The organism is Mesorhizobium sp. PL10 (assembly GCF_053714315.1).
This window is the reverse complement of sequence record NZ_JBSKBR010000027.1, coordinates 1-19,562: the sequence shown is the minus strand read 5'-3', so window position 1 is coordinate 19,562 and position 19,562 is coordinate 1. Positions and strand designations below refer to the sequence as shown.

At 63.0% G+C, this 19,562-nt stretch carries 16 protein-coding genes and 1 pseudogene; 15 read left to right on the top strand and 2 right to left on the bottom strand.

The genetic code is table 11. From position 1 onward, the window contains the following. Positions 1-116: 116 nt before the first annotated feature. Complete coding sequence (locus ACWGTO_RS28205; protein WP_454578067.1) at positions 117-1,007, bottom strand: LysR family transcriptional regulator; 891 nt, start codon at positions 1,005-1,007, stop codon at positions 117-119. 121 nt (positions 1,008-1,128) lie between these two features. Between ACWGTO_RS28205 and tmpA the strand changes: the two genes are divergently transcribed. The 13 genes and pseudogenes from tmpA to ACWGTO_RS28140 all read left to right on the top strand — a co-directional run bounded on the left by tmpA (position 1,129) and on the right by ACWGTO_RS28140 (position 16,660). Then, positions 1,129-2,280, top strand: a complete 1,152-nt coding sequence (gene tmpA / locus ACWGTO_RS28200; protein ID WP_454578066.1) for a 2-trimethylaminoethylphosphonate dioxygenase — start codon at positions 1,129-1,131, stop codon at positions 2,278-2,280. Continuing rightward, positions 2,277-2,861 carry a (R)-1-hydroxy-2-trimethylaminoethylphosphonate oxygenase gene (tmpB, locus tag ACWGTO_RS28195; protein ID WP_454578065.1) on the top strand — a complete coding sequence of 195 codons (585 nt, stop codon included), beginning with the start codon at positions 2,277-2,279 and terminating at the stop codon, positions 2,859-2,861. Before tmpA ends, tmpB begins: the two co-directional genes overlap by 4 nt. 545 nt (positions 2,862-3,406) lie before the next feature. Continuing rightward, positions 3,407-4,567, top strand: a complete 1,161-nt coding sequence (locus ACWGTO_RS28190) for a PcfJ domain-containing protein (RefSeq protein WP_454578064.1) — start codon at positions 3,407-3,409, stop codon at positions 4,565-4,567. 254 nt (positions 4,568-4,821) lie between these two features. Next, complete coding sequence (locus ACWGTO_RS28185; RefSeq protein WP_454578063.1) at positions 4,822-6,618, top strand: acetolactate synthase 3 large subunit; 1,797 nt, start codon at positions 4,822-4,824, stop codon at positions 6,616-6,618. 81 nt (positions 6,619-6,699) lie between these two features. After that, positions 6,700-7,272: an acetolactate synthase small subunit gene (ilvN, locus tag ACWGTO_RS28180; RefSeq protein ID WP_042644054.1), complete on the top strand. Its 573-nt coding sequence runs from the start codon at positions 6,700-6,702 to the stop codon at positions 7,270-7,272. Positions 7,273-7,386: 114 nt separating this feature from the next. After that, positions 7,387-7,983, top strand: a complete 597-nt coding sequence (locus ACWGTO_RS28175) for a LysE family translocator (protein WP_454578062.1) — start codon at positions 7,387-7,389, stop codon at positions 7,981-7,983. Between the two features lie 248 nt (positions 7,984-8,231). Next, a complete protein-coding gene (locus ACWGTO_RS28170) occupies positions 8,232-9,521 on the top strand; it encodes an efflux RND transporter periplasmic adaptor subunit (protein WP_454578061.1) in 1,290 nt (429 codons plus the stop codon). Then, a complete protein-coding gene (locus ACWGTO_RS28165; protein WP_454578060.1) occupies positions 9,518-12,679 on the top strand; it encodes an efflux RND transporter permease subunit in 3,162 nt (1,053 codons plus the stop codon). Before ACWGTO_RS28170 ends, ACWGTO_RS28165 begins: the two co-directional genes overlap by 4 nt. A 55-nt stretch (positions 12,680-12,734) precedes the next feature. Then, entirely contained in the window at positions 12,735-13,355 is a 621-nt protein-coding gene (gene nthA / locus ACWGTO_RS28160) for a nitrile hydratase subunit alpha (RefSeq protein WP_454578059.1), read from the top strand. Further along, positions 13,352-14,011 carry a nitrile hydratase subunit beta gene (nthB, locus tag ACWGTO_RS28155; RefSeq protein ID WP_454578058.1) on the top strand — a complete coding sequence of 220 codons (660 nt, stop codon included), beginning with the start codon at positions 13,352-13,354 and terminating at the stop codon, positions 14,009-14,011. Before nthA ends, nthB begins: the two co-directional genes overlap by 4 nt. Then, positions 13,998-14,363, top strand: a complete 366-nt coding sequence (locus ACWGTO_RS28150) for a nitrile hydratase accessory protein (RefSeq protein WP_454578057.1) — start codon at positions 13,998-14,000, stop codon at positions 14,361-14,363. Before nthB ends, ACWGTO_RS28150 begins: the two co-directional genes overlap by 14 nt. A 137-nt stretch (positions 14,364-14,500) precedes the next feature. After that, positions 14,501-15,367, top strand: a pseudogene (gene fusA / locus ACWGTO_RS28145) (elongation factor G); the annotation flags it as partial. Positions 15,368-15,532: 165 nt separating this feature from the next. Further along, positions 15,533-16,660 carry an ATP-dependent DNA helicase gene (locus ACWGTO_RS28140; protein ID WP_454578056.1) on the top strand — a complete coding sequence of 376 codons (1,128 nt, stop codon included), beginning with the start codon at positions 15,533-15,535 and terminating at the stop codon, positions 16,658-16,660. Positions 16,661-16,666: 6 nt separating this feature from the next. Here ACWGTO_RS28140 and ACWGTO_RS28135 read toward each other — a convergent pair whose 3' ends face one another. Next, positions 16,667-17,086, bottom strand: coding sequence for an STAS/SEC14 domain-containing protein (locus tag ACWGTO_RS28135; protein WP_454578055.1), 420 nt, complete (start codon positions 17,084-17,086; stop codon positions 16,667-16,669). A gap of 118 nt (positions 17,087-17,204) precedes the next feature. Between ACWGTO_RS28135 and ACWGTO_RS28130 the strand changes: the two genes are divergently transcribed. Then, complete coding sequence (locus tag ACWGTO_RS28130; protein ID WP_454578054.1) at positions 17,205-17,945, top strand: pyridoxine 5'-phosphate synthase; 741 nt, start codon at positions 17,205-17,207, stop codon at positions 17,943-17,945. Between the two features lie 89 nt (positions 17,946-18,034). Then, on the top strand, positions 18,035-19,562 hold a 1,528-nt coding region (locus tag ACWGTO_RS28125), incomplete at its 3' end, for a potassium transporter Kup (RefSeq protein WP_454578053.1).

Sequence of the window (19,562 nt, the reverse complement as noted above, 5' to 3'; positions counted from 1 at the left end):
CTGGCCGCCTGGTGCGAGCGGAACCCTGCCGAAGCTTGACGTCCGGCTTCGCGCAGTATCGCGGCAAATCATGCACCGCGTCACGTCGTCCAATAGTTTGGCGCGTTTTCAGCGGCTTATCGGGAAATCGCCGTGCCGAAGACCGTTGCGAACCAGTGGCGGACATCGTCCTCGGCCCGGCTGAGATGGGCGCCGGAAGGGGCCGTCAGGTAGTGGCCGGCGCCGCTCGACAGCGCGAAGCCGGAAAGGGTGACGAGCGATCCGTCGCGCAGCGCCGCATCGGCCAGCGGGCGCGAGCCGAGCACCATTCCGGCGCCGTGCTTTGCCGCCTCCAGCGCGGTGACGAAACTGTCGAATTTGTGCACCGGCCCGATCGTCGGTTTCATCCGTGCGACGGCGAACCATTCGCCCCACATTTCCCGCGCGCCGACGACTGTAAGCCGTGGCAATCCGGTCCAATCCGAGACTTTGGCAAGCTCGGGAGCCGCCATCGGCGTCAAGGTTTCGCGGGTGAGGCGGTCGGCCTGCCGCCCAGTGAAGGAACCGGAGCCGCTGCCGAAGCGGATGTCGAGCCCAGCGGAGCGGTCGCCATAATCGGTCGGGGTATGGATGGTCTCGATCTGCAGCTGGACGAAGGGCAGGTCGCTGGCCATTTGCGGCAGCTTCGGCGCGATCATCAATACGGCAAACGAGATCGGCGAGCGGATCGTCACACTCTGGACGGTCCTGGCTTCGAACAGCTCGCGCGTGCTGTTGGCGATGGTGGCAAAAGCCGATTGCAGATGCGGCAGGTAGGCACCACCCTCCGGCGTCAGTTCGACGCCGCGCGCCAGGCGGATGAACAGGGGATGCCTCAGCCGCTCTTCGAGCGAGCGTATGTGCTGGCTGACGGCCGCCTGGGTCAATCCGAGTTCGGCCGCCGCGGCGGTGAAATTCGACAGCCGCGCGGCGGCCTCGAAGCTGCGCAGCCAGTCGAGCGGGGGCAAGGGCAGGGTTGTTTTAGGCATAAGTTGTTTATGGCCTTTGGCTGCAAAATGATAATTTGAATTATGCCTCTAGCGCCCTCACCATGCAATCGGAAGCCCTTCGGAGTTGGCCGTGGGGAATTGCAAACAGGAACGGATCTCCATGCTTACCCACGCGCTGATCGGCGACGAAGGCAGAACGATAGACCTTGGCTGGAAAGGCGGCGCGCGCACGCGCTTTCACGCGATGTGGTTGCGTGACAATGCACTGGACGACAAGACGCGCAGCACCGGCAACGGCCAGCGGCTCATCACCATTCTCGACATTCCAGTGCAGACCCGGATCGGCGCTGCCGCGATCAAGGGCGATGCCCTCGAAATCACCTTCCTGCCTGAACAGAAAACCGTCAGCTTCCCCGCGGCCTGGCTGAGTGCCAATGCCTATGATCGCGATGCTGCCCGCCAGCCCGGCTGGACAGGCGAGGCAGCCGTGCGATGGACCAAGGCCTCGATGCAGAATTCGGTGCCTCGCGCCGGCTATATCGCCGCCAGCCGCGACCGCGCCGTCTTGCGGCAATGGCTGTCGGCGGTGAAGACCTACGGCTTGGCGGTAATGGACGACCTGCCGACCGAGTCCGGTGCGCTGTGCAAGGTCTCCGACCTGTTCGGCTACATCAGGGAGACCAACTACGGCCGCTGGTTCGAAGTGCGCGCCGAGGTCAATCCCAACAACCTTGCCTACACCAATCTCGGCCTGCAGGCGCACACCGACAATCCCTATCGCGATCCGGTGCCCACGCTGCAGATCCTGTCCTGCATCGAGAATACGGTGGAGGGCGGCGAATCCAGCGTCGTCGACGGCTTTGCGGTGGCAGCCGTCTTGCAGGCGGAAAATCCCGAGGGCTTCCGTCTCTTGAGCACTTATCCCGCGCGTTTCGAATATGCTGGCTCTTCCGGTGTGCGATTGCAGGCCAAGCGGCCGATGATCGAGCTTGGGCCGGATGGCGAACTCATCTGCATCCGCTTCAACAACCGCTCGCTGGCGCCGACGGTCGACGTTCCGTTCGCCGACATGGAAGCCTACTATGCCGCCTATCGCCGGTTTGCCGAGCTGATCGAGGATCCGTCCTTCGAAGTGACCTTCAAGCTGGAGGCAGGGCAGGCCTTCATCGTCGACAACACCCGCGTCATGCATGCCCGCAAAGCGTTTTCGGGCACCGGCAAGCGCTGGCTGCAGGGCTGCTACGCCGACAAGGACGGCTTGCTGTCGACGCTCGCATCAATCGAACACGGCTTCAAGGAGGCTGCAGAATGAGCGGCCAGGATTTGAACGCGGACACCATCGTCGAGTTCATCGCCGACATTTTCGAGCGCCGGGGCGCCGAATCCTATCTCGGCGAACCCGTCACCATGTCGCAGCATATGCTGCAGGGCGCTTGGTTTGCCGAACAGGACGGCGCGCCCGATGTGCTGGTGGCGGCCGCGCTGCTGCACGACATCGGCCACTATACCAGCGAGTTCGGTACCTATTCGCCCGACGATGTCGAGGACAAGCACCATGACGAAGCCGGTGGCGAGGTGCTGGCGCCGTTCTTTCCGCCGGTCATCGTCGAATGCGTGCGGCTGCATGTCGCCGCCAAGCGCTATCTCTGCGCCACCGACCCGACCTATTTCGGCAAGCTCTCGCAGGCCTCGGTCCACACGCTGTCGCTGCAGGGCGGGCCGATGAATGCCGACGAGGTGGCCGAGTTCCGCAATAATCCCTTCCACGAGGAAGCGGTGCGGGTGCGCATCTGGGACGAGGCCGGCAAGATCGCCGACATGAAGACGCGGACGTTTCGCGATTACGTGCCGCTGCTTCAAGGTGTCGTGCGCGACTTTGCCAGCCGCGCCTGAACGGTGCCTTGCTGTTGCCACGGCGCGGATGTATGAGCTGCGCCCGGCATGGATACTTTCCGTGCCCGGCAACCCCGTACCAACAACGCTTTTCTAGAGGAGGCGACGATGAGATCACGATCACGCATTTTGCACCTCCGCTGGCGGCGGACGGGCTGAGCCGGTTCACGGCTTATTCCCACTTACTGACAATCTGAGGCCGGCGCCGTGAGGCGTGAAGGCACAGTCCCCGTCCGAAGGCAATCACATAGACATCGAATGCCCGATCAAAGTCGTGGCGAACCGGTCGGAGCCAAGCGCTCCCGCTGACGATGGCGGCTGTCCAATACCTTGAGATGCGTCTATGCAACGGTTGCTCAGGCCATTGTAAATATTGAAAGAATGGCTCTTGCGCCGGGAGCGCTGCAGGCGTAGTGACGCCACCCAATCCTAACCCGTCATCCCCAGAGGAGACCTGTCCATGTCATGGCAATCCAGATCGACACATTCCGTGCCGGCGCTGGAATTGCGTGCGGCTGACAGGGTTCCATCAGGGAAGAACGGCCATGGCCAGGTCCATGATCCAGCTCAGGCAGGACGCCGAGCGCCAACGTATTGAAGCATATCAGGCATCTCTGAGGCGGACTTCGCTCGCGCCGCGTCCCGCTCCGGATTTCGAGCGTGCGCTTGGCGAGGTACGCCAAGGCTTTGCCGGCATCACGATCCGCGACGGTGCGCTGTGGCGTCCGAAGCTGAAGACGCGCGACCGTGCGCGTCTGCGGCTGGCCGCGGCGCGCCACCTCTTTGCGCTTTACCCGGTCTCGGCGGCGCTCGAAGCCATCTGGCTTGATGGTTCGGGGCTCGACGTCAACGAGATCAGGCTGCGCAAGGCCTGGTACATCGCGGCTGCTGGCGGCAGGTCGCTCTACAAGGCGGGCGCCAATGAATGGCTGTCGCGCAAGGAGGTGCATTGCTTCCTCAACGTGTCCAGCGAGTTCGGCTTCGAGGAGGCGTTCTGGTTCGCGATCGTGCGGTCTTACACCGACGATCCCGGACTGGCGGCACGGCTTGCGCGCACCAAGATCGCGCGCACGCCACGCGGCGAGCTTACCTTCTGGCGCGAGGTGGCGCGCTTCTTCTGCGAGCATCCGGCCTCGAAGGAGGAGATCGACGACCTCTGCGACTACGTCGGCGCCATGCATCGGCACGACCGGGCGTACAGCCTGAAGGGCCGCACGCTCGCTTCGTTGCGCCGGCAAATGGAGGACTGGCACCGCGACCTGGCCGCCATCGAGCGGATCGAGGCGATGCGCCGCCGTGTCGCCGCACGGGCTCGGCCGGTTGCCGGCGCGCAGACGCCGGACCGCGCCTGGGAGGGCTCCGGTCTTCAGGACTGGGAATGGGAGCCACCTGCCAAGGAGGCGAAGGTCCGTGGTGAACGCTTCTTCATCCGTCAGCTGAAGACGGCCGAGGATCTGGTCGCCGAGAGCCGGGCGATGCATCACTGTGTCTCGACATACGCGGCCAAATGCATTGCCGGCAACGCCTCGATCTGGGTGCTGCGGCGCAAGGCACTTGGCAAGGCCGAGCGGTTGCTGACGATCGAGCTCGACCCGCAACACCGTGCTGTCCAGGTGCGCGGTTTCGGCAATCGTCTGGCAACGCTTGAGGAGCAAAAAATCCTCTCGCGCTGGGCCAAGGCGAAGGGCGTGATGCTCTGGGCCTAAAAATGGAAGATCCGCGCGGCCCAAAAAGCCGCGCGGATTGCCCGTTGACAGCGGCGCAAAACCAATTCTATTGTCCGCCACCATGAAAAAGGCACTCATTCTCGTAGGAAAGCGCGTGGGCAAGGCGGTGTAACCGCCGGGCGAAATCCCCCCATGCGCAACACACAGGCTCCCTCGGGGGCCTTTTTTATTGCCCGAAACACGACTAAACGACCAGCAATCGCCAGAATGGCGGACAGTACGGGACCAGACCGATGAGCAACGGACAGAACGACCGGCGTGAGATGACAAGCAGGGAAATGACTGGCGCCGAAATGGTGGTGCAGGCGCTGAAGGACAATGGCGTCAAGCACGTCTTCGGCTATCCCGGCGGTGCGGTCCTTCCGATCTACGACGAGATTTTTCAACAAGACGAGGTCGAGCACATTCTGGTCCGCCACGAGCAGGGCGCCGGCCACGCGGCCGAAGGCTATGCGCGCTCGACCGGCAAGGCCGGCGTGCTTCTGGTGACGTCTGGCCCGGGCGCCACCAATGCGGTGACGCCGCTGCAGGACGCGCTGATGGATTCCATCCCTATCGTCTGCCTGACCGGCCAGGTGCCGACCTCGCTGATCGGCTCCGACGCCTTCCAGGAATGCGATACGGTCGGCATTACGCGGCCCTGCACCAAGCACAACTGGCTGGTGAAGGACGTCAATGAACTGGCCGCCACCATCCACGAGGCATTCCATGTCGCCACGACCGGCCGTCCCGGTCCGGTTGTGGTCGACATCCCGAAGGACGTGCAGTTCGCCAAGGGCATTTACGTGCCGCCGCAGACGGCGCCGCGCACCAGCTACCAGCCGAAGGTCCAGGGCGATCTGGACAAGGTCAAGGCCGCGGTCGAGCTGATGGCCAGCGCCAAGAAACCGATCATCTATTCGGGCGGCGGCGTCATCAATTCCGGCCCCGAGGCGAGTCATTTGCTGCGCGAACTGGTCGATCTCACCGGCTTCCCCATCACCTCGACGCTGATGGGGCTCGGCGCCTATCCGGCGTCGGGCAAGAACTGGATGGGCATGCTGGGCATGCACGGCACCTATGAAGCCAACATGGCCATGCATGATTGCGACGTGATGATCTGCATCGGCGCACGTTTCGACGACCGCATCACCGGCCGGCTGACCGCGTTCTCGCCGAACTCGAAGAAGATCCACATCGACATCGATCCGTCGTCGATCAACAAGAACGTCCACACCGACGTGCCGATCATCGGCGATGTAGGCCGCGTGCTCGAGGACATGGTGCGGTTGTGGCGGGCGTCAGCCAAGGCCGACAAGAAGGCGCTCTATCCCTGGTGGGAGCAGATCGCCAAATGGCGTGCGCGCGATTCACTCGCCTTCAAGATGAACAACGACGTCATCATGCCGCAATACGCGATCCAGCGGCTCTACGAACTGACCAAGGACAGGGACACCTACATCACCACCGAGGTCGGCCAGCACCAGATGTGGGCGGCGCAGCACTATCATTTCGAGAAGCCGAACCGCTGGATGACATCAGGCGGGCTGGGCACGATGGGCTACGGCCTGCCGGCAGCACTCGGCGTGCAGATCGCGCATCCCGATGCGCTGGTCATCGACATTGCCGGCGACGCCTCGGTGCAGATGACGATGCAGGAGATGAGCGCGGCGGTGCAGCACGATGCGCCGATCAAGATCTTCATCCTCAACAACCAGTATATGGGCATGGTGCGGCAGTGGCAGCAGCTCCTGCACGGCAACCGGCTGTCGCATTCCTACACCGAGGCGATGCCGGACTTCGTCAAGCTGGCGGAAGCCTATGGCGGCCATGGCATTCGCTGCGAGAAGCCGGACGAGCTGGACGACGCGATCAAGGAGATGATCGCGGTCAACAAGCCGGTGCTGTTCGACTGCCGGGTGGCGACGCTCGCCAACTGCTTCCCGATGATCCCGTCTGGCAAGGCGCATAATGAGATGCTGTTGCCGGACGAGGCCACCGACGAAGCCGTGGCCAACGCCATCGACGCCAAGGGGAGGGAACTGGTCTAGGACAGATCGGGGCAGGGCTGTCGCAAGAAGCCGTGCGTAGCCAAAGAGTTAGATCAAGAGTTTGAAATCGAGATTCATGTCATGAACGCACAGCTTCAACCGACCGGTTCGGCCTATTTCATCGCCAAGGAAACGGAAAAGCCGGAAACGCACACGCTATCGGTGCTGGTGGACAACGAGCCGGGCGTGCTTGCCCGGGTCATCGGCCTGTTTTCCGGCCGCGGCTACAACATCGAGAGCCTGACCGTCTCAGAAACCGAGCATGAAAAGCATCTGTCGCGCATCACCATCGTGACGCGCGGCACGCCGCATGTGATGGAGCAGATCAAGCACCAACTCGAGCGCATCGTGCCGGTGCATCGCGTGGTCGACCTTACCGTGCGCTCGCACGAGCTCGGCCAGGAACGGCCGCTGGAGCGGGAACTGGCGCTGGTCAAGGTTGCCGGCACCGGCGATGCCCGCGTCGAGGCGTTGCGGCTGGCGGACGCTTTTCGCGCTTCGGTGATCGACGCCAACACCGAGCATTTCATCTTCGAGATCACCGGCAAGGGCTCGAAGCTCGACCAGTTCATCGCCATCATGAAGCCGCTCGGCCTGGTCGAGATCTGCCGCACCGGCGTGGCGGCGATGAACCGCGGCCCGCAGGGGATGTAGGCGCGTCGCTCGCGACGCCGACGTCATTCATTAGTCTGGCCCGGCAGTCGGTGGGAGCTGGCTTTTGCGCACCTGCGGCAAGGTCAGTATTGCTGACATGTCTGGGAGCATATCATGTCACTGGACGCTTTTCTTGCCCTGCTGGTCTACGCCTTCGTGACTTCGATCACGCCGGGGCCGAACAACCTCATGCTGTTGGCCTCGGGCGTGAATTTCGGCATCGTCAGGACAATCCCGCATATGCTGGGCATCAGCATCGGCTTTTTCGTGCTGCTGCTGGCGGTCGGCTTCGGGCTCGGCGCGGCGCTGACGGCTGTTCCGGCGCTTCATACAGCGCTCAAAATAGCGGGTGCGGCCTACCTGCTCTATCTCGCCTGGAAGATCGCCATGTCGCGGTCGATCGGCGACAAAGGCGATGCGGAAGGCAAGCCGATGCGCTTCATCGATGCGGCTGCCTTCCAATGGGTCAATCCCAAGGCATGGGTGATGGCGATTACCGCCATGGCCGTCTACACCAACCCCGACCGGCCGTTCCTCTCGGTCGGGCTGATTGCGCTGGCTTTTGCCATCGTCAACCTGCCGAGCGTGTCGGTGTGGGCAGGTTTTGGCACTGCGCTGCGCGGCTTCCTGTCCGATCCGGTGCGGCTGAAATGGTTCAACATCGCCATGGGCGTGCTGCTCGCGGCGACGCTGTGGCCGATGCTGAAATAGATCCGCCAAGCCTGAGATCTCGAGCACATCCGGCTGCCTTTCCCAGCGTCTGCGGAGCCGTGCCAGGCTTCCTGAGCCAGCTGCCTATTTATCGTGCAGTGCACATTAAATCTTCGTAATGCCGCGTTTTGGCCCTTTTCCGCCCAAGGCGTGTCCTATCTACTTCCGCAAAATCGCGGCAGGCGCCGTGATTTGCTGTAGGATGAGACCACCGGGTTCGGCGTGTCGGGTTAAGGGACATGGTGTCGATGCGCGGAAAAGTCGTTCTGGCGGTGGTGGTGGCAGCGGCCTGTGTCGCCGCGGCCTGGGTCTATTTTTCGCCTGGTGCGATGAGCGGCCTGCAGCAGATGCTGCCCGGCGCCAGGCAGACGGCAGCGGTGGACAAGCCGGCTGCATCAGACAAGACGTCGGCTGACAAGGCTGGGGGCAAATTCGGTGCCGGCGCAAATGCCGCCCGTTCAGCCTCGATCGTTTCGGCGACCGCGACAACCGCCGATTTCCCGATCCGCCGCTACGCCATCGGCTTCGTCTCGTCGCCGGCCGTGGTCAACATCAATGCGCGCGTGTCGAGCCAGATCGTGTCCATCGACGTCAAGGATGGGCAGATGGTGAAGGCGGGCGACCTTCTGTTCTCGCTCGACGACCGCGCGCTGAAAGCGCAGCTTGCCAAGGACCGGGCGACGCTCGCCAAGGACCAGGCGCTGCTCGCCAGTTCGAATTCCGACCTCCAGCGCGCCAAGGATCTCGTCGCCAAGCAGGCCGGCACGCAGCAGACCTTTGACCAGGCTGTGGCAGCGCAGAAGGCGGCTTCAGCGACCGTCGATGCCGACGGCGCGACGATCGATGCCGACAATGTCCAGCTCGGCTTTGCCGCCATCAAGGCGCCGATCGCCGGGCGGCTTGGCGCGGTCAACGTTTCGGTCGGCGACCTCGTGACGGTCAGCAACGGCAATTCGAGCACGGCGACGCCGCTGGTGACGATCACCCAGATCGATCCGCTGCAGGTCAACTTCAATCTGCCGGAGAGCAATCTGGCGCTGCTGCACAAGGCGCTGGCCAATCCGCAGCAAGGCGCGGTGACGCTGACCAAGGACGGCGACCCGACGCCGATCGGCAAGGGCACGCTCGACTTCGTCGATTCCAGCGTCGACACCGCTTCCGGCACCATTGCTACTCGCGCCAGCATACCTAATGCCGATCTGTCGCTGTGGCCCGGGCAATATGTGAATGTCGTGCTCGACGCCGGCACCATGCCGCAGATGACATCGGTTCCGACTGTAGCCGTGCAGCCTAGCCAGAAGGGTCCGTTCGTCTATGTCGTGAAGCCGGACAATACGGTCGAGATGCGGCCGGTGCAGGTGGCGCTGACCGAGGGCGAAAACAGCGCCATCAGCCAGGGCGTCAAGTCGGGCGAGAAGGTGGTGGTCGAGGGCCAGACCAGGCTGAAGGACGGCGCCGCCGTGCATGAAGGCAAGGCGACGGCCGGCGATCAGGCAGCGCCCAAGGTCGCTGAAGCCAAGAAGGCCGCCGCCCAATGATTTCCGAATTCTGCATACGCCGGCCCGTCGCCACGCTTTTGATGTCGTTCGCCCTCGTGCTGGGCGGGCTGTTTGCCTACAAATTCCTGCCGGTGGCGGCGCTGCCAAGTGCTGAATTCCCGGTCGTCAACGTTTCGGCCACCCTGGCCGGTGCTTCCCCCGAAACCATGGCGACCTCGGTAGCAACACCGCTGATCAAGCAATTCGCCACCATTGCCGGCATCGATTCCATCTCGACCAGCAACTCGCTCGGGCGCACCTCGATCGCCATCCAGTTCGTGCTCAACCGGGATATCGACGCGGCGGCCGCCGACGTGCAGGCCGCGATTGCCCGCACGCAGCGGCAATTGCCGCCGGAGATGACGGCGCCGCCGAGTTATCGCAAGGTCAATCCCGCCGATGCGCCGATCCTCTTGATGTCGCTGGTCAGCGACACGGTTCCGCTGACCGATCTCGACGCCTTTGCCGAAAACGTCATCTCGCCATCGCTGTCGACCATCGACGGCGTGGCGCAGGTATCGATCTTCGGCCAGCAGAAATATGCGGTGCGCGTCCAGATCGATCCGACGGCACTTGCCGCGCGCGGCATTTCGATCGACCAGCTGCAGACCGCCATCGCGTCAGCCAACAGCAACACGCCGCTCGGCGTGCTGCAGAACGACAAGCAGCAACTGACCATCACCGCCAACACCCAGCTCACCGACGCCGCCGGCTTCTCCAACCTCATCATCGCCACCAAGAACGGTCATCCGGTGCGGCTGGGCGAGGTGACGCGCGTCATCGATTCCGTCGAGACCACGACGACGGCGAGCTGGTATGACGGCACCCGTGCCATCATCCTCGCCGTCCAGCGCCAGCCCGACGCCAACACGGTCGACGTCGTCGACAAGGTCAAGGCGATGCTGCCGTCATTCAGGGATCAGATGCCGGCGGCTGCCGACATCAAGCTGCTCAACGACCGCTCGACCTCGATCCGCCAGGCCGTCGACGATGTGCAGTTCACGCTGCTTTTGACCATTGCCCTGGTGGTGATGGTGATCTTCGTCTTCCTGCGCCGGGTCACCGCGACCATCATCCCGGCCGTGGCGGTGCCGATCTCGCTGATCGCGACGCTGGGCGCGATGTTCCTGTTCGGCTTTTCCATCGACAATATTTCGCTGATGGGCCTGACGCTCGCTGTCGGCCTCGTCGTCGACGACGCCATCGTCATGCTGGAAAACATTTTCCGCCACATGGAGGAGGATGGGCTGTCGGCCTTCGACGCATCGCTCAAAGGCGCGCGCGAAATCGGCTTCACCATCATCTCGATCTCGATCTCGCTGGTCGCGGTATTCATTCCGGTGCTTTTGATGGGCGGCGTCATCGGCCGCATCTTCAACGAATTTGCCGTGGTGGTGACAGTTGCCATCCTGGCCTCAATGTTCGTGTCGCTGACGCTGACGCCGATGCTGTGCTCGCGCCTGCTGTCGGTGACAAAAGCCGATCGCGAAAAACATGCCCCCGGCCACAGACCGGACATGGTCACACGCGGCTACGACCGGCTTTTGACCTTCTGCCTGCGCCACACTTTCCTGGTGTTCCTCGTCTTCGTCGGCACGGCGGCGGCGTCGGTCTGGCTGATCGAAGTCTCGCCCAAAGGCTTCTTCCCGCAGGAGGATATCGGCCAGATTTCGGTGACGACGATTGCGCGGCAGGACATATCGTTCGACGCCATGGTCAAGCTGCAGGGCCAGGCGGCCAGCGTGTTTTCCAAATCGCCCTACGTGTCGCATGTCGCCTGGTCGGCCGGCGGCGGCGGCAATGCGCTGAACCAGGGCCAGCTTTACGTCCAGCTGAAGGACAAGAGCCGGCGCCCGGACATCGACAAGGTGCTCGCCGATCTCAGGCGGCAACTAGCCACCGTGCCGGGGATCGATACCTATATGCAGCCGGTGCAGAACCTGCGCCTTGGCGCGCGCTCTTCCGCTAGCGCCTACCAGCTTGTCGTCCAGGGTCTCGATACCGGCCTGACCGACACATGGGCGCAAAAGCTCAATGACGCGATGGCGGCGGATCATCAGCATTTCACCGACGTTACAGACGATTTGCAGAACAACTCCCTGCAGGCGACGCTGGTGGTCGACCGCGACAAGGCGGCATCGCTCGGCATCGACACCGACACGCTGCGCTCCAGCCTCTATGGCGGCTTCGGCACGGCGCAGGTGTCGACCATCTTCGGGTCGGCCGACAGCTATGAAGTCATCATGGAGCTCGATCCCGGGATCGAGTGGTCGCCGGAGCGCATGCTGGCCATCCAGGTGAGGACGGCAAGCGGCAGCCTGGTGCCGCTTGGCGCCTTTGCCAGCGTCGAGCGTACCGCCGGCGCGCTGACCGTCAACCAGCTGGGACAGCTGCCGGCCGTCACCATCTCCTACAATTTGCCTCAAGGCGTGGCGTTGGGCGACAGCACGGCCCGCATCGCCGCGCTGAAGGAGCAGATCGGCATGCCGAAGGCGATCTCGACCAGCTTCGCCGGCACCGCCAAGACCTTCCAGGATTCGCTCGCCAACCAGGGCCTGCTGATCGGCGGCGCGATCCTGACGATCTACATCGTGCTCGGCATCCTCTATGAGAGCTTCATCCATCCGCTGACCATTCTGACCGGCCTGCCATCGGCGGTGCTCGGTGCAGTGGTGGCGCTACGCTTTGCCGGCATGGACCTGTCCGTCATCGCGGTGATCGGCATTTTGATGCTGATCGGCATCGTCAAGAAGAACGGCATCATGATGGTCGATGTCGCGCTGGAACTGCGACGAGAAGGCATGTCGGCAAAGGAGTCCATCCACAAGGCCTGCCTGATGCGTTTCCGGCCGATCATGATGACGACCCTGGCGGCATTGATGGGCACGTTCCCGATCGCGCTCGGCACCGGCGCAAGTGCTGAACTGCGCCAGCCGCTCGGCGTCGCGGTGGTCGGTGGCCTGTTGGCATCGCAGGCGCTGACGCTGTTCGTCACGCCGGTGATCTACGTCTATTTCGAGAACTTCTCCGGCTGGCTGATGAGCTTCATCTCCTCGAAGAAGCGGCCGGCGCTGCATGCCGTCGAAAGCGGCGAGCAGGCTTCCCTGTTCGGCCCCGAGGATCGGCTCATGGAACCGCAGAAGGCCGCCGCCGAGTAATCTGGCCCAAGCTGTCATGCTTGCGGCCGGAGATAGGTGATCGTAATTTGAGGTCATGTCCCATGATCATGACCACGACAACGAGCTTGATCCGTTTGCGGCGCGGGTGCGCGCGCTGGAAACCATCCTCACCGAAAAAGGCCTGATCGATCCGGCGGCGATCGACGTCATCGTCGATACCTATGAGACAAAGATCGGCCCGCGCAACGGCGCCAGGGTGGTCGCAAAAGCCTGGAGCGATCCCGCCTATGCCAACTGGCTGAAGCGCGATGCGACGGAAGCGATCGCCTCGCTGAGCTATACCGGCCGCCAGGGCGAGCACATGCAGGCGGTGTTCAATACCGACGAGACGCACAACCTCGTCGTCTGCACGCTCTGCTCCTGCTATCCGTGGTCGGTGCTCGGCCTGCCGCCGGTCTGGTACAAGGCGCCGCCCTACCGCTCGCGCGCCGTGATCGATCCGCGTGGCGTACTCGAGGAATTCGGGCTGACCTTGCCGGCGGACAAGAAAATCCGCGTCTGGGATTCGACCGCTGAGCTGCGCTATCTCGTGGTGCCGATGCGGCCCGAAAATACCGAAGGCTGGAGCGAGGAGCAGCTCACCGAACTGGTCAGCCGCGATGCCATGATCGGCACGGCCTTGGCCAAAGAACCCGGGAAAAGAGAGGCTGCATGAACGGGCCGCAGGATCTCGGCGGGCAGATGGGTTTTGGGCCGGTCGCGCCCGAAAAGGATGAGCCTTACTTCCATGCCGACTGGGAGAGGCGGGCGCTGGGCGTGACGCTGACGGCCGGCGCCATGGGCGCCTGGAACATCGACGAGAGCCGGCATGCCAGGGAATCGCTGCCTCCGGCCGTGTATTATTCATCGAGCTACTACCAGATCTGGATCAAGGCGCTGGAGGTGCTGTTGAAGCGCCATGGCTTCGTCAGCGAGCGCGATCTTGAGGCCGGCACGGCGGTCGATCCGGCCGCGACGCCGAAGCGGGTGCTCAAGGCCGAAAACGTGCCGACGGTGCTGGCCAAGGGCGGCCCCTGCGACCGGCCGGTTGCGGCGCCGGCACGATTCAAGGCCGGGCAGGCCGTGCGGACGAAGAATTTCAATCCCACCGGCCACACAAGGCTGCCGCGCTATGCGCGCGACAAGCACGGCGTGGTCGAGGCTGTGCGCGACGGTTTCGTCTTCCCCGACAGCAATGCGCATGGCAAGGGCGAAAACCCGCAATGGGTTTATACCGTGGTCTTCGATGGCGCGGAGATCTGGGGCGAGGGCGCCGACCCGACGCTGAGCGTCTCGATCGATGCCTGGGAGAGCTATCTTGAGCCGGCATGAAGACGCATTGCCTGGAGGTTTCGACGAGCCGGTGTTCGCCGAACCCTGGCAGGCCGAAGCCTTCGCCATGACGGTGGCGCTTCACGAGAAGGGACTGTTTTCGTGGGTTGAATGGGCCGATGTGCTGTCGGCGCAGGTGAAGCAGCCGGGCGCCGCAAGCGACGGCCACGACTATTACGAGCATTGGCTGGCGGCGCTGGAAAAACTTCTGGCGGCCAAGGGCGTCGCCGGCAAAAGCGATGTCGACACACTCGCCGCCGCCTGGGAACGCGCCGCTCATGCCACGCCGCACGGCAAGCCAATCTTGCTGGAGAACGATCCCGGGGCGACCGAAGGTCGTCCCAGGACTTGATAGCGGGCTGCGCGGTCCGTCAGATCAAAGTTTAGTCTTCTGTTATCTTCGTCTGGATTTCGCGTCCGGCCTCAGTTGCAAATATTGAGGCGACCCCGCAACTATGCGTCATGATGGAAAAGCCTGCCGCACCTTGGCCTTTGCTGCAAATCGCGATCGAGGCGAAGTCGAGAGCCGACGAGGAGAAGTTGCGCGTCGCCCTGTCGACGCTGGCTGGCGAGGATCCGTCCTTCCGCGTCAAGACCGACGAGGAAAGCGGCCAGATCATTGTTTCCGGCACAAGCGAGCTTCACCTGGACATCATCGTCGACCGCATACTTCGCGAGTTCAAGGTTGAGGCCAATGTCGGCGCGCCGCAGGTGGCCTATCGCGAAACGATTACCCGCAAGCACGAGCAGGACTACACCCACAAGAAGCAGACCGGTGGTACCGGTCAGTTCGCTCGCGTCAAGATCATCTTCGAACCGAATCCGGAAAGCACCGAGTTCGAGTTCGAATCCAGGATCGTTGGCGGTGCGGTTCCGAAGGAATACATCCCGGGTGTCGAAAAGGGCATCAACAGCGTCATGACGTCTGGTCCGTTCGCGGGCTTTCCGATGGTCGGCATCAAGGCGACACTGATGGACGGCGCCTATCATGACACCGACTCTTCGGCGCTTGCGTTCGAGATCGCCGGCCGCGCCTGTTTTCGCGAAGCCGCACCCAAGCTTGGCGTACAATTGCTCGAACCGATCATGAAGGTCGAGGTGGTGACGCCGGAAATCTATGTCATCAGCATTATCGGCGACCTGCAAGGCCGCCGCGGTCTGGTCAAAAGTCGGAAGAGCCAGGGCGAGGCCATCGTCATCACCGCGATGGTGCCGCTGTCCAACATGTTCAAGTATGTCGACAACCTGCGCTCGATAAGCCAGGGCCGAGCGTCCTACACGATGCAGTTCGACCACTACGCGCCCATTCCGAGGCCTGATCGCGACCCGCCGCCGGCGGTGGCTGCCTACGCCTGACCTGTTCTTTGTCGGAGACAACCGGGGCACTGTAATTTTGTTCTCTTTACGTTCCGGTCTGTGGCTGATAGCCTGACTTGTCGGAGGCGCTGGCGATTGCCGCCGACAATGGTCGGCATGACGGCCAATCTTGTCTTTCGCTTGCGAATCCGGTCTGTCGCACTGATGGAATTTTCTCCCCAGCAGGATGAGGCGTTGAAGGCGGTTGCGCGCTGGCTCAAGGAGGGCCGGCCGCAGATTTTCCGGCTGTTCGGCTACGCCGGCACCGGCAAGACGACGCTGGCGCGTTATTTCGCCGAGCATGTCGACGGCCAGGTGCAGTTCGCCGCCTTCACCGGCAAGGCGGCGCAGGTGCTGCGCTCCAAGGGCGCGACCAACGCACGCACCATCCATTCGCTGATCTATCGGCCCAAGGGCGAGGAGTCGGTCGCTGACGAGGTGACCGGCAAGACCTCGATGTCGCCGACCTTTTCGCTCAACCGGCAAAGTCCGATTGCGCGCGCCAAGCTGGTCGTCATCGACGAATGCTCGATGGTCGACGAGCAGCTCGGCCGTGATCTCCAGAGTTTCGGCACGCCGATCCTGGTGCTCGGCGATCCGGCGCAGCTGCCGCCGATTTCGGGTGGCGGCTATTTCACCGAGCATGAGCCGGATGTGCTCTTGACTGAAATCCACCGCCAGGCGCGCGACAATCCGATCATTCGCCTCGCGCTCGACGTGCGCGAGGGCCGCGAGTTCATGCAAGGCGATTACGGCACGGCGCAGGTGATCGGAAGGGAAGGCGTCACGCAGGAGCTGGTGCTGAAGGCGGACCAGGTGCTGGTGGGCACCAACCGCACGCGACGCCGTTACAACCAGCGCCTGCGCGAGCTCAAAGGCTTCAATGCCGATTATCCGCAGGCCGGCGACAAGCTGGTCTGCCTGCGCAATGATCCCGCCAAGGGCCTGCTCAACGGCTCGCTGTGGAAAGTGATGACCTCGTCGCGCGAGACGGTGAAGCCCGGCATCAACCTGCTGGTCTCGCCCGAAGAAGACGATCCCGACCGCGGCGTCGCCAAGATCAAGCTGCTGAAGGCGGCGTTCGAGGACCCCGACGCCGACATCCCCTGGCAGCAAAAGAAACGTTTTGACGATTTCGACTATGGTTACGCGCTGACCGTGCACAAGGCGCAGGGTTCGCAGTGGAACGACGTCGTGCTGTTCGACGAGAGCTGGGCGTTCAAGGAAACCCGCCAGCGCTGGCTTTACACCGCCATCACGCGGGCGGCCGAGCGGCTGACTATCGTTAGATAGCTGGCGTCAGGTAGCAGCCGGCGTAGCTGGGCTGAGTGGCGTCGCGTCCAGCCACGCCCAGGCGTCCGCTTCATCCTCGGCCTTGAAATGCCTGAACTCGATGGGTGATGATGCAGGAAGGAAGCCTTGCGCATCCGCTACCCAGTTCGGCTCGCCGATTGTCGCGCAGCGCGCGATATGCTCCAGGGCGTGTACCGTGCCCTGTTTCAACGTCTCGTCGGCCACATCGGCCCAGTCGACGCCTTCATGATCGACCAGCCGCATCAGCACGTCGATCCTTGGGTGAAGCGCGTAGGCAGCCTCCAGCAATCCGAACAGATTTTCACCGTCTGCCGCTGAGACATGGCCAACGACCTCGACGGCGAACAGCTCTTCGCGGTCGGTTTCGATACGGCGGATCGCCGGCACGGATTGGAGAAAATTCATCGGCCAGTTTCCCTCTTGCGATTGAATGCCTGACTGGAACACCCGAAACCCCCTGTCTGTTCCCATCAAAGGCAGTATAGATGCGCAGCCAAAACGCCTCCTGACCGGACCCAAAGCCATGCCCGCCAAGCTTTCCGTCAACCTCAACGCCATCGCCATGCTGCGCAACCGGCGCGACCTGCCATGGCCGAGCGTCACTGGGCTCGGCCGTCTTGCCCTTGCCGCCGGCGCGCACGGGCTGACGGTGCATCCACGGCCCGATGAGCGCCATACAAGGCATTCCGACCTGCCGGAAATCAGGGCGCTGATCGACGACGAGTTCCCCAAGGCGGAATTCAACATCGAGGGCTACCCAACGGAAGATTTCCTGGCGCTTGTGGAAAAACACCAACCGGAACAGGTCACACTGGTGCCCGACGATCCGGCGCAGGCGACCTCCGACCATGGCTGGAACTTTGCCGCCGAGGCCGCGTTCCTTAACCCGATCGTCAAGCGCCTGAAAAAGGGGGGCTTTCGCGTGTCGCTGTTTTCCGACCCGGATCCCGCTGGCGTCAATGCCGCGCGCGACACCGGCGCCGACCGGATCGAGCTGTATACTGGGCCATACGGCAGCTACCATTCCGATCCCGCCAAGGCGCAGAAGGAGCTGGAAAGATTGGGAAAAACCGCCGATGCCGCCCTCGCCGCCGGGCTCCAGGTCAATGCTGGGCACGATCTGGTGGTAAACAACCTGCCGGCCCTGGCAAAGCGCATTCCGGCATTGGCCGAAGTGTCTATCGGCCATGGGTTGACAGCCGATGCGTTGGAGTATGGCATGGCCGGCACGGTGGGCCGGTTCCTTAGGGCCTGTGGGTGGTAATGACAGCAGTTTGCGCCGCTAGCGCCCCAGCTGTCACGTGACGGTGCTGCATCGCAAGCAAGGGCCTCACGCTTATTGGAGTGTCGTTGATGGCCCTTGCCAATGCTGGTAGCGAGGCAGATGTCGTCGAACATTCTGAGATCGAGCAGCACAGCACCAAGGTGCTGATGCTGGGAGCGCTCGGTGTCGTCTATGGCGATATCGGCACCAGTCCGATCTACGCTTTTCGCGAGGCGCTCCATGCATCGCCCGGCACCGATACGCGCAGCGACGTGCTTGGCGTGCTTTCGCTGATCGTCTGGGCGCTGACGATCATCGTCACGATCAAATATGTCGCCTTCGTGCTGCGAGCCGACAACAAGGGCGAGGGCGGCACGCTGTCGCTGATGTCGCTTGCCCGCAGCGCCTACCCGAAAGGCGCCGGCCTCATCCTGGCAATCGGGCTTTGCGGGGCGGCGCTGTTTTTCGGCGATGCCATCATAACGCCGGCGATTTCGGTGCTTTCAGCGGTCGAAGGCCTCGAAGTGGTGACGCCGACGCTCGACGCCTATGTCGTTCCCATCACGCTGGTCATCCTGGCGGTTCTGTTCTCGGTGCAACGCTTTGGCACCGGAAAAGTGGCCGCCGTGTTCGGGCCGGTGACGGCACTGTGGTTCCTGGCGATCGGCGTCGCTGGGCTCTATCACCTGATGGACGATCCGTCGGTGCTGCTGGCGATCAACCCATATTATGCGATCGCCTATCTCGCCGGCACGCCCACCGCGGCGTTCGTGACCGTCGGCGCCGTCTTTCTGGCGGTGACCGGCGCCGAGGCGCTTTATGTCGATCTCGGCCATTTCGGGCGCAAACCCATCGTACTGGCCTGGTTTTCCGTGGTCTTCCCGTGCCTGCTGCTCAATTACTTTGGCCAAGGCGCCTTTGTGCTGGCCAATGGCGGCAGACCGACCAATCCGTTCTTCCAGATGCTGCCGGACTGGGCGCAGATGCCGATGGTCGGCCTGGCGACCGCCGCGACTGTCATTGCCAGCCAAGCTGTCATTTCAGGGGCTTTTTCGCTGACCCGCCAAGCCGTGCAGCTCAATCTTCTGCCGCGCATCGAGGTTCAGCATACATCCGAAATGCAGCTCGGCCAGATCTACATGCCGCGCGTCAACCTGCTGATCGCGATGGGGGTGATGCTGCTGGTCGTCGGTTTCGGCAGCTCGAGTTCGCTGGCTTCCGCTTACGGCATCTCGGTAACCGGCGAAATGTTGATGACCACGATCCTGCTGTTCGTGGTGATGCGCAAGCTGTGGAAGTGGAAGCTGGCGCCAGCTTTGGCGTTGACGATTGTGTTCGGCATCATCGACAGCGGCTTCTTCCTCGCCAACGTCGTCAAACTCGTCGAAGGCGGATGGGTCTCGATCACCGTGGCCTGCATCATGGGGCTGATCATGACGACGTGGATACGCGGCAGCCGCTACCTTTTCGACAAGACCCGCCGCAACGAGATCCCGCTCGATTTCCTGGCCGGCAATCTGTTGAAGAAGAAGCCGCAACTGGTCGCCGGCACCGCAGTGTTCCTGACCAGCGATCCGCAAAGCGCGCCGACGGCGCTGATGCACAGCCTGAAGCATT

Coding starts and splice junctions, on each gene's coding strand:
- ACWGTO_RS28205 (WP_454578067.1), bottom strand. CDS start 1,007: ATGCCTAAAACAACCCTGCCCTTGCCCCCGCTCGACTGGCTGCGCAGC.
- tmpA (WP_454578066.1), top strand. CDS start 1,129: ATGCTTACCCACGCGCTGATCGGCGACGAAGGCAGAACGATAGACCTT.
- tmpB (WP_454578065.1), top strand. CDS start 2,277: ATGAGCGGCCAGGATTTGAACGCGGACACCATCGTCGAGTTCATCGCC.
- ACWGTO_RS28190 (WP_454578064.1), top strand. CDS start 3,407: ATGGCCAGGTCCATGATCCAGCTCAGGCAGGACGCCGAGCGCCAACGT.
- ACWGTO_RS28185 (WP_454578063.1), top strand. CDS start 4,822: ATGAGCAACGGACAGAACGACCGGCGTGAGATGACAAGCAGGGAAATG.
- ilvN (WP_042644054.1), top strand. CDS start 6,700: ATGAACGCACAGCTTCAACCGACCGGTTCGGCCTATTTCATCGCCAAG.
- ACWGTO_RS28175 (WP_454578062.1), top strand. CDS start 7,387: ATGTCACTGGACGCTTTTCTTGCCCTGCTGGTCTACGCCTTCGTGACT.
- ACWGTO_RS28170 (WP_454578061.1), top strand. CDS start 8,232: ATGCGCGGAAAAGTCGTTCTGGCGGTGGTGGTGGCAGCGGCCTGTGTC.
- ACWGTO_RS28165 (WP_454578060.1), top strand. CDS start 9,518: ATGATTTCCGAATTCTGCATACGCCGGCCCGTCGCCACGCTTTTGATG.
- nthA (WP_454578059.1), top strand. CDS start 12,735: ATGTCCCATGATCATGACCACGACAACGAGCTTGATCCGTTTGCGGCG.
- nthB (WP_454578058.1), top strand. CDS start 13,352: ATGAACGGGCCGCAGGATCTCGGCGGGCAGATGGGTTTTGGGCCGGTC.
- ACWGTO_RS28140 (WP_454578056.1), top strand. CDS start 15,533: ATGGAATTTTCTCCCCAGCAGGATGAGGCGTTGAAGGCGGTTGCGCGC.
- ACWGTO_RS28135 (WP_454578055.1), bottom strand. CDS start 17,086: ATGAATTTTCTCCAATCCGTGCCGGCGATCCGCCGTATCGAAACCGAC.
- ACWGTO_RS28130 (WP_454578054.1), top strand. CDS start 17,205: ATGCCCGCCAAGCTTTCCGTCAACCTCAACGCCATCGCCATGCTGCGC.